General features: G+C 63.8%; 12 protein-coding genes. 3 read left to right on the top strand and 9 right to left on the bottom strand.

Annotated elements, in window-relative coordinates; translation table 11 throughout:
• Nucleotides 1–442: 442 nt before the first annotated feature.
• Nucleotides 443–1,213 (bottom strand): sulfite exporter TauE/SafE family protein, encoded by a 771-nt coding sequence (locus AC1DOQ_RS03370; RefSeq protein WP_477360269.1) that lies wholly within the window; start codon nt 1,211–1,213, stop codon nt 443–445.
• A gap of 111 nt (nt 1,214–1,324) precedes the next feature.
• Between AC1DOQ_RS03370 and AC1DOQ_RS03375 the strand changes: the two genes are divergently transcribed.
• Entirely contained in the window at nt 1,325–2,482 is a 1,158-nt protein-coding gene (locus AC1DOQ_RS03375; protein ID WP_477360427.1) for an iron-containing alcohol dehydrogenase, read from the top strand.
• Nucleotides 2,483–2,514: 32 nt separating this feature from the next.
• On the opposite strand, the gene AC1DOQ_RS03380 is transcribed toward AC1DOQ_RS03375, so the two are convergent.
• From AC1DOQ_RS03380 to AC1DOQ_RS03410, 7 genes are all read right to left on the bottom strand, one after another.
• Nucleotides 2,515–3,342, bottom strand: coding sequence for an alpha/beta fold hydrolase (locus AC1DOQ_RS03380; RefSeq protein ID WP_477360271.1), 828 nt, complete (start codon nt 3,340–3,342; stop codon nt 2,515–2,517).
• 16 nt (nt 3,343–3,358) lie between these two features.
• A complete protein-coding gene (locus AC1DOQ_RS03385) occupies nt 3,359–4,342 on the bottom strand; it encodes a branched-chain amino acid ABC transporter permease (protein ID WP_477360273.1) in 984 nt (327 codons plus the stop codon).
• Between the two features lies 1 nt (nt 4,343).
• A complete protein-coding gene (locus tag AC1DOQ_RS03390; RefSeq protein ID WP_477360275.1) occupies nt 4,344–5,228 on the bottom strand; it encodes a branched-chain amino acid ABC transporter permease in 885 nt (294 codons plus the stop codon).
• 156 nt (nt 5,229–5,384) lie between these two features.
• Nucleotides 5,385–6,602: an ABC transporter substrate-binding protein gene (locus AC1DOQ_RS03395; protein WP_477360277.1), complete on the bottom strand. Its 1,218-nt coding sequence runs from the start codon at nt 6,600–6,602 to the stop codon at nt 5,385–5,387.
• A gap of 29 nt (nt 6,603–6,631) precedes the next feature.
• A complete protein-coding gene (locus AC1DOQ_RS03400; RefSeq protein ID WP_477360279.1) occupies nt 6,632–7,348 on the bottom strand; it encodes an ABC transporter ATP-binding protein in 717 nt (238 codons plus the stop codon).
• On the bottom strand, nt 7,348–8,115 hold the full coding sequence (locus AC1DOQ_RS03405) for an ABC transporter ATP-binding protein (RefSeq protein ID WP_477360281.1): 768 nt from the start codon (nt 8,113–8,115) through the stop codon (nt 7,348–7,350). Before AC1DOQ_RS03405 ends, AC1DOQ_RS03400 begins: the two co-directional genes overlap by 1 nt.
• Nucleotides 8,116–8,190: 75 nt before the next feature.
• Nucleotides 8,191–9,852, bottom strand: coding sequence for a GMC family oxidoreductase (locus tag AC1DOQ_RS03410; RefSeq protein WP_477360283.1), 1,662 nt, complete (start codon nt 9,850–9,852; stop codon nt 8,191–8,193).
• A 761-nt stretch (nt 9,853–10,613) separates the two neighbouring features.
• Here AC1DOQ_RS03410 and AC1DOQ_RS03415 point away from each other — a divergent pair.
• Together AC1DOQ_RS03415 and AC1DOQ_RS03420 are read left to right on the top strand one after the other, a co-directional pair.
• Nucleotides 10,614–11,033: a hypothetical protein gene (locus tag AC1DOQ_RS03415; RefSeq protein WP_477360285.1), complete on the top strand. Its 420-nt coding sequence runs from the start codon at nt 10,614–10,616 to the stop codon at nt 11,031–11,033.
• 137 nt (nt 11,034–11,170) lie between these two features.
• Entirely contained in the window at nt 11,171–11,953 is a 783-nt protein-coding gene (locus tag AC1DOQ_RS03420; RefSeq protein ID WP_477360287.1) for a 5'-methylthioadenosine/adenosylhomocysteine nucleosidase, read from the top strand.
• On the opposite strand, the gene ald is transcribed toward AC1DOQ_RS03420, so the two are convergent.
• Nucleotides 11,923–13,038, bottom strand: a complete 1,116-nt coding sequence (gene ald, locus AC1DOQ_RS03425) for an alanine dehydrogenase (RefSeq protein WP_477360289.1) — start codon at nt 13,036–13,038, stop codon at nt 11,923–11,925. The genes AC1DOQ_RS03420 and ald overlap by 31 nt on opposite strands.
• Nucleotides 13,039–13,060 lie beyond the last annotated feature (22 nt).

The following is a 13,060-nucleotide window of genomic DNA, read 5'->3' on the forward strand; positions in this document are numbered from 1 at the left end:
GCTAGCAGGCCGGCGACACCGAGCCCGGCGTATCCGTGCTGCTGACGCGGGCAGCCGGTCCCGATCAAGCGGTCACCGCCCAGGTCGAACTCGCCGACTAGGGTGCCGAGGCCGGGACCAGGGCCGTCCAGGTGCGCATGCCGGTCGGCCGGGCGCCCGCTCGGCGAGGTCATGCTTGGCGTCGGCTCCGCGACCGGCAAGCTCAGCGCCGCACAGACCTCGGCCTTGCTTGCTGCCGTGCGGGGCAAGACCGCGGTCACATGGACCAGCTGCCGGCCGGTGTGCGCTGCTGGCTCGCGGCCTACAACGGCGCCACCTCCAGAGCGCCGCCTGGGCTACCGGCAGGTGGCGGCTGATCGCAGCTGACGGCGCCTGGCAGTTGTCCACCTTGCTTACAACCATCAAACCGACACGATGAGGCCGCACTGTTTCACGTGAAACATTACCAGCCAAGGTGACGGAAGGTATCAAAGGCTGTCTTTACAATCAGCAAGGACACCACGACGAGGAAGAGCTTGCGCACGAAACCGCTGCCGTGCTTCAGCGCCAGCCGGGTACCGACCAGCGAGCCGCCGACCTGGCACACCGCCATCACCGCCGCCAGCTTCCAGATCAGGTGACCGCTGTAGCCAAACCAGATCAGGGCCGAGACATTGCAGGCCACGTTGACGATCTTCGCCGCCGCCGAGGCGCCGAGGAAATCGAAACCGAAGAAACGGACGAACAGGAAGATCAGGAAGCTGCCGGTCCCCGGACCGAAGAAGCCGTCATAGAAGCCGATCGCGGCGCCGACCCCGACCGCCAGCAGGCGCTCCGTCATGCCGCTGTGGACCGGCGCATGCACCGAACCGAAATCCTTCTTCTTGAAGGTGTAGACGGCCACCGCCAGCAGGATCAGCGGCAGCAGGCTGCGCACGAAGTCGCCCGGCACGCGGGTCACGGTCCAGGCGCCGACGAAGGCCAGGGCGAAAGCGGCGACGGCCGCCGGCGCCGCCGTGCTCCAGGCCACCTGCACCCGGCGCGCATATTTCACCGCCGCGACCGTGGTGCCGCACATCGACGCCAGCTTGTTCGTTCCCAGCAGGGTCGCCGGCACTTCCTTCGGAAACACCGCGAAGATCGCCGGAATCTGGATCAAGCCTCCTCCTCCCACCACAGCATCGACTAGACCGGCAAGAAAGGCCGCGCAGGCCAGGGTGGCGAGATCAAACATGGGAACAAATGCATACGAGGAAACCGCCATTGTACGGTAATGAAAGAGGCTAGCTGGTGTAAGCTTGAGCAAACGCAAAACCAAAAGGAGACGCCGTCGATGAGTACCGCCATCCCCGCATTCAGCTTCAGCACCGTGTCCAGCATCGTGTCCGAACCCGGCGCCTCGCTCAGGCTCGGTCAGCTCGTCGCCGAACGTTTCCCGGGCCTGCGTCGGGTGCTGATCGTCACCGATCCAGGCTTCCTGCGCACCGGCCTGGTCGAGCCGCGGCGCGCCAGCCTGGAACGCCAGGGCATGCAGGTGGTGGTGTACTCGGATGTGCTCGCCGATCCGCCGGAAGCCGTGGTCGAGGCCGCGGCCCGCTTCGCGCGCCGCCAGGGAACGGAACTGGTGATCGGCCTGGGCGGCGGCAGCTCGATGGACGTCGCCAAGCTGGTCGCGGTGCTGGCCGGCAGCGAACAAGCGCTGGCCGAGATGTACGGCATCGGCAAGGTCGTCGGCAAGCGCCTGCCGCTGGTACAGGTGCCGACCACCGCCGGCACCGGCTCGGAAGTCACCAACATCGCCATCGTCACCACCGGCGAGACCACCAAGATGGGCGTGGTCGCTCCCCAGCTCTACGCCGACCTGGCGCTGCTCGATGCGAGCCTGACGGTCGGCCTGCCGCCGGTGGTCACCGCCGCCACCGGCATCGACGCCATGGTGCACGCGATCGAAGCCTATACCAGCCGCCACAAGAAGAATCCGCTGTCGGACATGCTGGCGCGCCACGCGCTGTCCCTGCTGTCGGCAAACATCGTCAAAGCCTGCGAGAACGGCCACGACCTCGACGCCCGCCAGGCCATGCTGCTGGGCGCCTGCCTGGCCGGCCAGGCCTTTTCCAACGCCCCGGTGGCCGCCGTCCATGCGCTGGCTTACCCGATCGGCGGCATCTTCCACGTGGCCCACGGACTGTCGAACTCGCTCGTGCTGCCGCATGTGCTGCGTTTTAATTTACCGGCCGCCAGCGGGCACTATGCGGAACTGGCCGGCATCGTCGTGCCCCACGCCAGCGGCAGCGAAGAAGCGCGCGCCCAAGCCTTGATTGTTGCGATGCAGCAGATCGCCAAGATCACGGGAGTGGAGACGACGCTGCAGCAGGTCGGCATCACGGAACGCGACCTGGACCGTCTGGCTGACGAAGCGATGCTGCAGACCAGGTTGCTGGGGAACAATCCGCGGGAGCTGACGCGCGAGGATGCGCGGGCCATCTACGCGGCGGCGCTGTAGCTTTCGATTCCGCTTTCGCGGGGACAACGTATCTAGACTTTCTTCGCCTCAAGAAAATCCAGCAGCAAGGCATTCACCCGCTCATGCGCCGTCAACTGCAGCCAGTGGTCGGCGTCGCGGATACGTTCGAAGCGGAACTCACCGTCCACGTAATGCGCCGAATCGCGCATCTGTTTTTCGCCCAGGGCCGGATCGCGGTCGCTCCAGATGCCCATCACCGGCACTTTGACGCGCGGGTAGGATTGCGGCAGCGCCAGCTTGAGGTTGGCGCGGTAATAGTTGAGCGCCGCCGTCAGCCGTCCCGGCGGACTGAGATCGCGCTTCCAGAAATCGGCCTGGCCGGGCTCGCTGGTGAACTGGCGCAGCGCGAACCAGTCCGCCGCGCGCAGCATGGCTTCGGCAATGCCCGGCATGCAGAACAGCGGGATATAGGCCATCCGCAACCGCTGCAGGATGCCGGCGTGGGCGATCGCCTTCGGGTGGCCGGTCGACAGCACCGCCAGGCGCTCGACGCGCTGCGGCACCATGGACGCCAGCTGCCAGCCGAGGATGCCGCCCCAGTCGTGGCCGACGATCGTCACCTTGTCGATCTTCAGCGCATCCAGCAGGCCCAGCAGGTCGGCCCGGATCTTGTCGAGCGTGTAGTCGAGCACGTGGGGCGGCGCATCCGTGCGGCCGTAGCCGCGCAGGTCGGGCGCCAGCGCGCGGAAACCGGCCTGGGCCAGCACCGGTATCTGCTTGCGCCAGACGATGTGGGTATCGGGAAAACCGTGCAGGAGAAGGACCACAGGCCCCTGCCCGGTCGTGGTGGCGTGCATGCGGATGCCGTTCGCATCCAGCATCAGGGATTCGTCGATCACAAGCGCCTCCTGTGTGTTAGGCCGCCCTGCTCCCGCGCTTGGCGGCATCCAGAGCCGCCGCGATCTCGCCGACGATGCCGCGCCGGAACAGCAGCACGCAGGCAACAAAGATCAGCCCGGTAACGATGCCGACCGATTCGCCGAGTGACGCAAACCATTCTACATGGGTCGCTTCGGCGAGGAAGTTCCCTACGTCGCCGAGCTTGTTTTCCAGGGCCACCACCAGGAAGGCGCCCAGCACCGGCCCGGCCAGCGTCCCCATGCCGCCCACCAGGGTCATCAGGATGACCAGGCCGGACATGGTCCAGTGCACGTCGGTGAGGGTCTCGAAGCCCAGCACCACGGTCTTGGTGGCCCCTGCGAGGCCCGCCAGGGCGCTGGAGAGCACGAAGGCCAGCAGCTTGACCTTGTCCACGTCATAGCCCAGGGAAATGGCGCGTGGCTCGTTTTCCTTGACCGCCTTCAGCACCTGGCCGAAGGGCGAATGGATGATGCGCACGATCAGCACGAAGCCGGCCACGAACAGGGCCAGCACCACGTAGTACATGGTGAGGTCGTTGCCGAGGTCGAGCAGGCCCAGCAGCTTGCCGCGCGGCACGCCCTGCAAGCCGTCCTCGCCGTGCGTGAAGGGCGCGCGCAGGGCGCCGAAGTACACCATCTGGGCCAGCGCCAGGGTGATCATCGAAAAATAGATGCCCTGGCGGCGGATCGCCAGCAAGCCCATCACGAGGCCGATGGCGCCGGCCGCCAGCACGCCCAGCACGAGGCCGGCCTCGAAGGGCAGGCCCAGCGCCGTCAGCGCGTAGCCGGTCACGTAGCCGGCGCCGCCGAAGAAGGCGGCATGGCCGAAGGACAGCAGGCCCGTATAGCCGATCAAGAGGTTGAAGGCGCAGGCGAACAGGCCGAAGCACAGCAGCTTCATCAGGAACACCGGATAGCCGACGAAGGGAGCGGCCAGGGCGACCAGCAGGGCAAGGGTGTAGCCGAGTTTTCGATTCATATCACTTTTCCTTGCCGAACAAACCTGCCGGACGCAGCAGCAGCACGATCACCATCACGACGAACACCACCACTTCCGACGCTTCCGGGTAATAGACGCGGGTCAGGCCCTCGATCACGCCCAGGCCCAGGCCGGTGACGATGGAACCGAGGATCGAGCCCATGCCGCCGATCACGACCACGGCGAATACGACGATGATGAGGTTGGAACCCATCAGCGGCGTGACGTTGATGACGGGCGCCGCCAGCACCCCGGCAAAGCCCGCCAGGGCGACGCCGAAGCCATAGGTGAGGGTCACCATCAGCGGTACGTTGACGCCGAAGGCTTCGACCAGTTTCGGGTTCTCGGTACCGGCGCGCAGGTAGGCGCCCAATCTCGTCTTTTCGATCACGAACCAGGTCGCCAGGCAGACCGTCAGCGACGCCGCGACCACCCAGGCGCGGTAGTTCGGCAGGATCATGAAGCCGAGATCGGTGGCGCCCGACAGGGCATCCGGCACGTCGAGGGTCTGGCCGGAAACGCCATAGAAGGAGCGGAACACGCCTTCCAGCAGCAAGGTGATGCCGAAGGTCAGCAGCAAGCCGTACAGGTGGTCCAGTTTATAGAGCCAGCGCAGCATCGACTTCTCGACCAGGATGCCGAACACCCCGACCAGCAGCGGTGCCAGCACCAGCATCACCCAGTAGTTCAGGCCGAAGGAGGTGACGCCGATGAAGGCGGCAAAGGCGCCCATCATGTACAGCGCGCCATGCGAGAAATTGATGACGTTGAGCAGGCCGAAGATCACGGCCAGGCCCAGCGACAGCATCGCATAGAAAGAGCCGTTGACCAGGCCCAGCAGGAGCTGGCTCAGCATGGCTTGCAGGGGGACGCCGAAGATTTGCATATGAGTTCAGGCTAAGTACGCCCGTCGTTCCCGCGCAGGCGGGAACCCAAGTTTGGCGATATGCCATGAACTTGGATCCCCGCCTTCGCGGGGACGACGGTGTAGAGTTATCGCGGGAAGTCACGTCGGGCAATGCCCGGCGTGACGGTCAAACGATTACTTCCAAGCCGAGCACTTGGATTCGGCCTTGGTCGTATAAGCCTGCGAACCCGGAATGGTCGCCACGACCTTGTAGTAATCCCAAGCCCCCTTCGATTCCTTCGGCGTTTTGACTTGCATCAGGTACATGTCGTAGACCATGCGGCCGTCCGGGCGGATTTCGCCGTTCTTGGCGAACATGTCGTTGATCTTGGTCTTTTTCAGGTGGGCCATGACCTTGTCGGCGTCGTCGCTGCCGACCGCCTTCACCGCGTTCAGGTAGTTCGTCGTGGCCGAGTAGTCGGCCGCCTGCAGCATCGAGGGCTGCTTCTTCATCTTGGCGAAGTAGCGCTTCGACCAGGCGCGGGTGGCGTCGTTCTGGTCCCAGTACCAGCCGTCGGTCAGGTACAGGCCCTGGGTCGTGTTCAGGCCGAGGGTGTGGATATCGTTGATGAACACCAGCAGGCCGGCCACCTTCATCTTCTTGGTCAGGCCGAATTCATTGGCGGCTTTGACGGAGTTGATGAAGTCGCCGCCGGCGTTCGCCAGGCCCAGCACCTGCGCCTTCGAAGCCTGGGCCTGCAGCAGGAAGGACGAGAAGTCGGAAGCGCCCAGCGGGTGCTTCACGCTGCCGAGCACGGTGCCGCCGTTGGCCTTGATGACCTCGGTGGTGTCCTTCTCGAGCGACTGGCCGAAGGCGTAGTCGGCGGTCAGGAAGTACCAGCTCTTGCCGCCCTGCTTGACCATGGTGGCGCCGGTGCCGCGCGCCAGCGCCACGGTGTCGTAGGCGTAGTGCACGGTGTAGGGCGAGCATTCCTCGTTGGTGAGCCTTGCCGAGCCGGCGCCGATGGCGATGAAGACTTTTTTCTTTTCCGCGGCAACCTTGGCCATCGCCAGGCTGGCGCCCGAATTGGTGCCGCCGATCAGCATGTCGACGCCCTGCTGGTCGAACCATTCCCTCGCCTTGCTGGCGGCGATGTCCGCCTTGTTCTGGTGGTCGGCGACGATGAACTGGATCTTCTTGCCGTTGATGGCGCCGCCCATGTCGGCGATCGCCATGCGCACCGCTTCGGCGCCGCCGTTGCCGTCGATGTCCGAGTAGACGCCGGACAGGTCGGTGATCATGCCGATCTTGATGGTGTCGCCCGAGACCTGGGCCTGGGCGGGGATGGACAAAAAGGCGGCCGCGGCGGTGGCGGCGATGGCGGTGGCGGTGGCAATGGCGGTGCGTTTCATGGGTCGTCTCCGTTAATGAAAGTTGTTATTCAAACGCCTAGCAATTCGGTGAGTTCGGGCATGCTGGCCTGCAGCTCGGCCGCGCGGATGGTCTTGACGATCTGGCCGTGCTCCATCACATAGAAGCGGTCGGCCAGCGGCGCCGCGAAGCGGAAGTTCTGTTCCACCATCACGATCGTGTAACCCTTGGCCTTCAGGGTCGTGATCATGCGGGCCAGGGCCTGCACGATGACGGGCGCCAGGCCTTCCGAGATCTCGTCCAGCAGCAGCAGCCGCGCGCCGGTGCGCAGGATGCGCGCCACCGCCAGCATCTGCTGCTCGCCGCCGGACAGCCGCGTGCCCTGGCTGTTGCGGCGCTCGTACAGGTTGGGGAACATCTCGTAGATCTCGTCCAGCGACATGCCGGCCGCCCTGCCCTTCGAGGCCGCCAGCACGGGCGGCAGCAGCAGGTTTTCCTCGGTCGACAGCGAGGCAAAGATGCCGCGCTCTTCCGGGCAATAGCCGATGCCCAGGTGGGCGATCTTGTAAGTGGGCAGGTGGATGGCCTCGGTGCCGTGGACGCGGATCGAGCCGCGCCGGGTGCCGGTCAGGCCCATGATGGCGCGCAGGGTCGTCGTGCGTCCCGCGCCGTTGCGGCCGAGCAGGGTCACGACCTCGCCCTCGTCGACGGACAGGGAGACGTCGTGCAGGATGTGCGATTCGCCGTACCAGGCCTGCAGGTCCTGGATTTCCAGTGCCGCCGCCATCAGTGCGCTCCTTCGAGTGGCGCTTCGGTGCCCATATAGGCTTCCATCACCTGTGGATTACGCGAGACTTCGGCATAGTTTCCTTCTGCCAGGATGGCGCCGCGCTGCAGTACCGAGATGCGGTCGCAGATGCCGGACACCACGTTCATATTGTGCTCGACCATCAGGATCGTGCGTCCGGCCGATACTTTCTTGATCAGTTCCGTCACCCGGTGCACGTCTTCGTGGCCCATGCCCTGGGTCGGTTCGTCGAGCAGCATCAGTTCCGGCTCCATGCCCAGGGTGGTCGCGATTTCGAGTGCGCGCTTGCGGCCGTAGGGCAGATCGGCGGTCAGGGTGTCGGCAAAGCTGCCGAGGTCGACTTCCTCGAGCAGCGCCATCGCGCGCTGGTTCAGCTGGTCGAGGGAGCGTTCGCTGCGCCAGAAATGGAAACTCGTGCCCAGCGCGCGCTGCAGGCCGATGCGGACGTTTTCCAGCACCGTCAGGTGGGGAAAGACGGCCGAGATCTGGAACGAACGGATGATGCCCATGCGGGCGATCTGGGGCGGTTTCGCGCCCGTGATGTCGCGCCCGTTGAACAGGATCCGGCCCGAGGACGGCACCAGGAACTTGGTCAGCAGGTTGAAGCAGGTGGTCTTGCCGGCGCCATTGGGGCCGATCAGCGCATGAATATGGCCGCGCTGCACCTGCAGGTCGACGCTGCTGACCGCCGTAAACCCCTTGAATTCTTTCGTCAGCTCGCGTGTCTCCAGAATGACGTCCGCCATCACTCCTCCATTGCCAAACTTACATATTTTCAGGATTCTCCAAGATACAACACATCGTTTGCTGTTGCGTCCGTGTCACGTACTGTGCAAACGCAAACCCGTTGTGCATTTTTGCGCACCCTGTGCGGCGATCAGCTGGGCCGTCTTCTCGGCGATCATCAAGGTAGGCGAATTCGTGTTGCCGGAAGTAATGAAAGGCATGACGGAAGCGTCGACCACGCGCAGCCCATGCACGCCCTTGACCCGCAATTCGCTGTCGACCACCGCCATCGGATCCTCGCGCCTGCCCATCTTGCAGGTGCCGACCGGGTGGAAGATCGTGGTACCGATCAGGCCGGCCGCCTCGGCCAGTTCCTCTTCCGTGCGGTAGTGCGGGCCCGGCTTGAACTCTTCCGGCCGGTATTTAGCCAGTGCCGGCGAGGCCACGATGCGCCGGGTCAGCGCCAGCGCCTGGGCCGCCACTTGCCGGTCTTCCGGCGTACTCAGGTAGTTCGGCGTGATTTTCGGCGGCGCGTAGCTGTCGTTCGAGGCGGCGCGCACGTGGCCGCGCGAGGTCGGGCGCAGGTTGCAGACGCTGGCCGTGAAGGCAGGAAAGCCGTGCAGCGGGTCGCCGAACTTGTCCAGCGACAGCGGCTGCACGTGATATTGCAGATTCGGCGACACCTGGCTCGCGTCGGAACGGGCGAAGGCGCCCAGCTGGGACGGCGCCATCGACATCGGCCCGCTCTGGAACAGCATGTATTCGAGGCCGATCTTCGCCTTGCCGAACCAGCTCGCGGCCGTCGTGTTCAGCGAGGGCGCGCCGGTGATGCGGTAGACCATGCGCAGCTGCAGATGGTCCTGCAGGTTTTCGCCGACGCCCGGGGAATCGACCAGCGGCTCGATGCCCTGCCTGGCCAGGCCGACGGCCGGGCCGATACCGGACAGTTGCAGGATGTGCGGCGAGCCGATCGCGCCGGCGGCAAGCAGGGTTTCGCGGCGCGCGCCGGCGCTGAAGGCCCGTCCGCCGCCGGTAAATTGCACGCCGCGGCAGACCTTGCCCTGCTCGGTCGCCTCGATGATCAGCTTTTCCACATGGCAGCCGGTCATGATGGTCAGGTTCGGACGCTGGGAAGCGGGTTTCAGGAAGGCCTTGGCCGTGTTCAGGCGGATGCCGCGGCGCTGGTTGACTTCGAAATAGGCGCAGCCGGCGTTATCGCCGCCATTGAAATCCGTGACTTTCGGAATCCCGTTCTGGGCGGCCGCCTCGCGGAAGGCGTCCAGGATTTCCCAGGACAGGCGCTGGCGCTCGACCCGCCATTCGCCGCCGCTGCCGTGGATCTCGCTGGCGCCGCCGTGATGGTCTTCGCTCTCCCGGAACAGGGGCAGCACGTTTTCCCAGCGCCAGGACGGATCGCCGCTGACCTCGGCCCAGCGGTCGTAATCGCCGGCCTGGCCGCGCATATAGATCATGCCGTTGATCGAGGACGACCCGCCCAATACCTTGCCGCGCGGGTAGATCAGCGAGCGCCCGGCCAGTCCGGGATCGGCTTCGGTGCGGAACAGCCAGTCGGTGCGCGGATTGTCGATGCAGTAGAGATAGCCGACCGGGATGTGAATCCACAGGTAGTCGTCCTTGCCGCCGGCCTCGATGAGCAAGACCTGGACCTCCGGCTTGCGGGTCAGGCGGTTGGCGAGCACGCAACCGGCGGTGCCGGCGCCCACGATGATGTAGTCGTATTCCCCTGCCGTTTCCACGCTGCCCCCTCCATGTCACACGGTTGATGCTTCGCTTCAGCAAGCTTACCAGATCGTCAAGCTGCGGCAACTGTGGATAAGCGTTTGTATATCCACAGGTACGGATTGTGCGAAAACCCGGCTTTTCGCACAATCCGATTTTTTATCCATTTTTTCCACCAAGCACATACAAGGCAGGTCCACCGGCTTATGCGGCACGTAAACGCCTGATCTTGTGGACAAAACCTTGCTTATCCACAGATGAGACCCTCCGTTAACTATTACCACTATTCTGTATACATACTTTTGGGGGTAAACCTGAGGACTCTTTCCAAAAGCCGGCCCTGGCCGAAAAAAAAATTTTCGACTTCGGCCTGGCCACAGCCCGGCGACTCATCCGGCTTCGACCGCAACAGCTGGCAAACGATCCAGTCTTGCCGACCATTGCCTGGCTAAAAAAAATTTCCGACTCCGGCAACGCCGCCTCAGCATCCGGAAAACCGGCTTCGACCTTGTCTCCAGCACGCGAAACCGGCCGCTCTGTGGACAAGCCCATGAATATCCACAGGAGCGAATGTGCGAAACCACACGACTTAGCCACAGCCGGTTTTTTGTCCAGTTTTGGTCCCCGCCAGAAACAGGCCTTGTCCAGCAGCTTCGAACGCCGGTAAACCCTTGAGCATGTGGAGAAAATCGACCTTATCCACAGATCCGGCCGCGTTTACTATCACTACCAATTTATATATCTATCCAAGTTAACTAAAACAGAGAAGCGACTTTGCGTGGACAAGACGGAAAAATCCCGCTTCGCTGTCGCTGGCGACTGGCGACTGGCGACTGACGGCAGAGCCGCTGTTCGGCAAACGCCCGATTGGTCTACAGGAAGAACGGGATACCACCGCATCGCAGGGAATGGCGATCCTGGACTGCAGACAGAAAAGAGCGAGAAGGAAGATGACGAGACGACGCGAACGCCGGCGGATGAAGCGAACGCGGCCGCTGCACAGCCGTTTCTGGCAAGTTCAGCCACCAAATCCGCTGCAAAACCACATCGTCTGTGGAAAAACGCCTGCATATCCACAGCGGCAAATGTGCAGAAGCCGGTTTTTTGCTGGCCAAAGCGTTTTTGTCCAAGATCGGTTCAAGCTGGATACAATGCTTTTCCAGCTCATCCGGCAGCACGTAAACCGTTGACGCTGTAGAAAAATCTCCGCTTATCCACAGCAGAAGCGGCGTTTACTATCTACTACCAGTTTTTATATACATCTTGTTTTATTAAAACACTGGGCAGCAAAACCGCCGTCAACCCGCCTTTGAGGCCATCCAGGACAGAAAAAACATGCGATTAGGGATCATCAGTGCCTTGCACGAAGAACAGCAGGGGCTCGTAGAAGCCATGGAAGGGCCCTACAAGCTCATCCACGGTATGCGTGAGTACTGGCTAGGAAAACTCTGGGAAATCGACGCTGTGGCCGTTTTATCGCGTATAGGCAAGGTTGCAGCTGCCATGACAGCCACCACGCTTGTGGAGAAGTTCGGAGTTACGCACATCCTGTTCACGGGCGTGGCCGGTTCCGCCGATGCCTCGGTGCGTGTCGGCGACATCGTGGTGGCCGAATCCCTGGTCCAGCACGACATGGATGCGAGTCCGCTGTTTCCGCGTCATGAAGTGCCGTTGACGGGCCTGAGCCATTTTTCCAGCGACCGCCAGATGGCGCTGGAACTCGGCCACGCCGCCCAGCGCTTCCTCGAACGCGATCTCGTCCAGGCCATCAATGCCCAGGAAAGGGCCGTATTCGGGCTGCAGGCGCCGCGGGTGCACCGTGGGCTCGTCGGCAGCGGCGACCAGTTCGTCAGCCACAGGGAGCGTATCCGGGCCCTTGGCGAGGCTCTGCCGGGTCTGCTGGCGGTGGAAATGGAAGGTGCCGCGGTCGCGCAGGTGTGTTTCGAGCTCGGCATCCCCTTCGGCGTGATCCGCACGATTTCCGACAATGCCAACGAAAACGCGGCCACCGACTTCATGCGTTTCGTGAAGTCCGTGGCCGCGCAGTATGCCTTCTACATCGTCAGGCAGTTCTGCCAGGCGAACAATCAGGCCAACAGGCTGTCCGCCGGCACGTAATCGTAGCCGAGGTCTTTCGCCACGGCCGCATGGGTCACCTTGCCCTGGCAGACGTTCAAGCCGTTCTTCAGGTGCGGATCGTCGCGCAGCGCCTGGCGCCAGCCCTTGATGGCCAGCGCGACTGCGTGGCCGATGGTGGCGTTGTTCAAGGCGAAGGTCGAGGTCCGCGCCACCGCGCCGGGCATGTTCGCCACGCAGTAGTGCACCACGCCGTCGACCACGAAGGTCGGATCGGTGTGCGTGGTCGGATGCGAGGTCTCGAAGCAGCCGCCCTGGTCGATCGCGACGTCGACCACCACCGCGCCCTTCTTCATGCGCGAAACCATGTTGCGGGTTACCAGCTTCGGTGCCGCCGCACCGGGCACCAGTACGCCGCCGATCACCAGGTCGCTTGATACCACCGCTTCCTCGATCGCGTGGGCGTTCGAGTAGAGGGTCGCGATCCGGTTGCCGTAGACCAGGTCGAGCTGGCGCAGGCGATCGACGTTTTTATCGAGAACGGTAACCCGGGCGCCGGTGCCGACCGCCATCTGCAGCGCATTCGTGCCGACCACGCCGGCACCGATGATCACCACGTGACCCGGCGCCACGCCCGGCACGCCGCCCAGCAGCAGGCCCATGCCGCCCTTCGATTTTTCCAGGTGGCTGGCGCCGGCCTGGATCGACATCCGTCCCGCCACCTCGCTCATCGGCGCCAGCAGCGGCAGGCCGCCGCCGGGGCCGGTGATGGTTTCGTAGGCGATGCAGACCGCGCCCGACTTGACCAGGGCCGCGGTCTGCTCCGGATCCGGCGCCAGGTGCAGATAGGTGTACAGGATCTGGCCTTCGCGCAGCATCGCGCATTCCTGTGGCTGCGGCTCCTTGACCTTCACGATCATGTCCGCGCGCGCAAAAATCTCCTGCGCGCCGGCGACGATGCTTGCGCCCGCCACTTCGTATTGCTGGTCTGTCAGGCCGATCTCGGCCCCAGCGCCGGCCTGGACCAGGACCTGATGCCCACGCGCCACCAGTTCGTGGACGCTGGGCGGGGTCAGGCCGACGCGATATTCATGGTTTTTGATTTCTTTCGGAACGCCAACTAGCATGTCTGTCTCCAAGTTACCAAGT

It is taken from the genome of Massilia sp. 01N417 (assembly GCF_056399645.1).

Bases quoted from the DNA above. Each gene is read 5' to 3' on its own strand.
- AC1DOQ_RS03400 (WP_477360279.1), bottom strand. From the start codon at position 7,348: ATGGCGGCGGCACTGGAAATCCAGGACCTGCAGGCCTGGTACGGCGAA.
- AC1DOQ_RS03395 (WP_477360277.1), bottom strand. From the start codon at position 6,602: ATGAAACGCACCGCCATTGCCACCGCCACCGCCATCGCCGCCACCGCC.
- AC1DOQ_RS03370 (WP_477360269.1), bottom strand. From the start codon at position 1,213: ATGTTTGATCTCGCCACCCTGGCCTGCGCGGCCTTTCTTGCCGGTCTA.
- AC1DOQ_RS03385 (WP_477360273.1), bottom strand. From the start codon at position 4,342: ATGAATCGAAAACTCGGCTACACCCTTGCCCTGCTGGTCGCCCTGGCC.
- ald (WP_477360289.1), bottom strand. From the start codon at position 13,038: ATGCTAGTTGGCGTTCCGAAAGAAATCAAAAACCATGAATATCGCGTC.
- AC1DOQ_RS03420 (WP_477360287.1), top strand. From the start codon at position 11,171: ATGCGATTAGGGATCATCAGTGCCTTGCACGAAGAACAGCAGGGGCTC.
- AC1DOQ_RS03405 (WP_477360281.1), bottom strand. From the start codon at position 8,115: ATGGCGGACGTCATTCTGGAGACACGCGAGCTGACGAAAGAATTCAAG.
- AC1DOQ_RS03390 (WP_477360275.1), bottom strand. From the start codon at position 5,228: ATGCAAATCTTCGGCGTCCCCCTGCAAGCCATGCTGAGCCAGCTCCTG.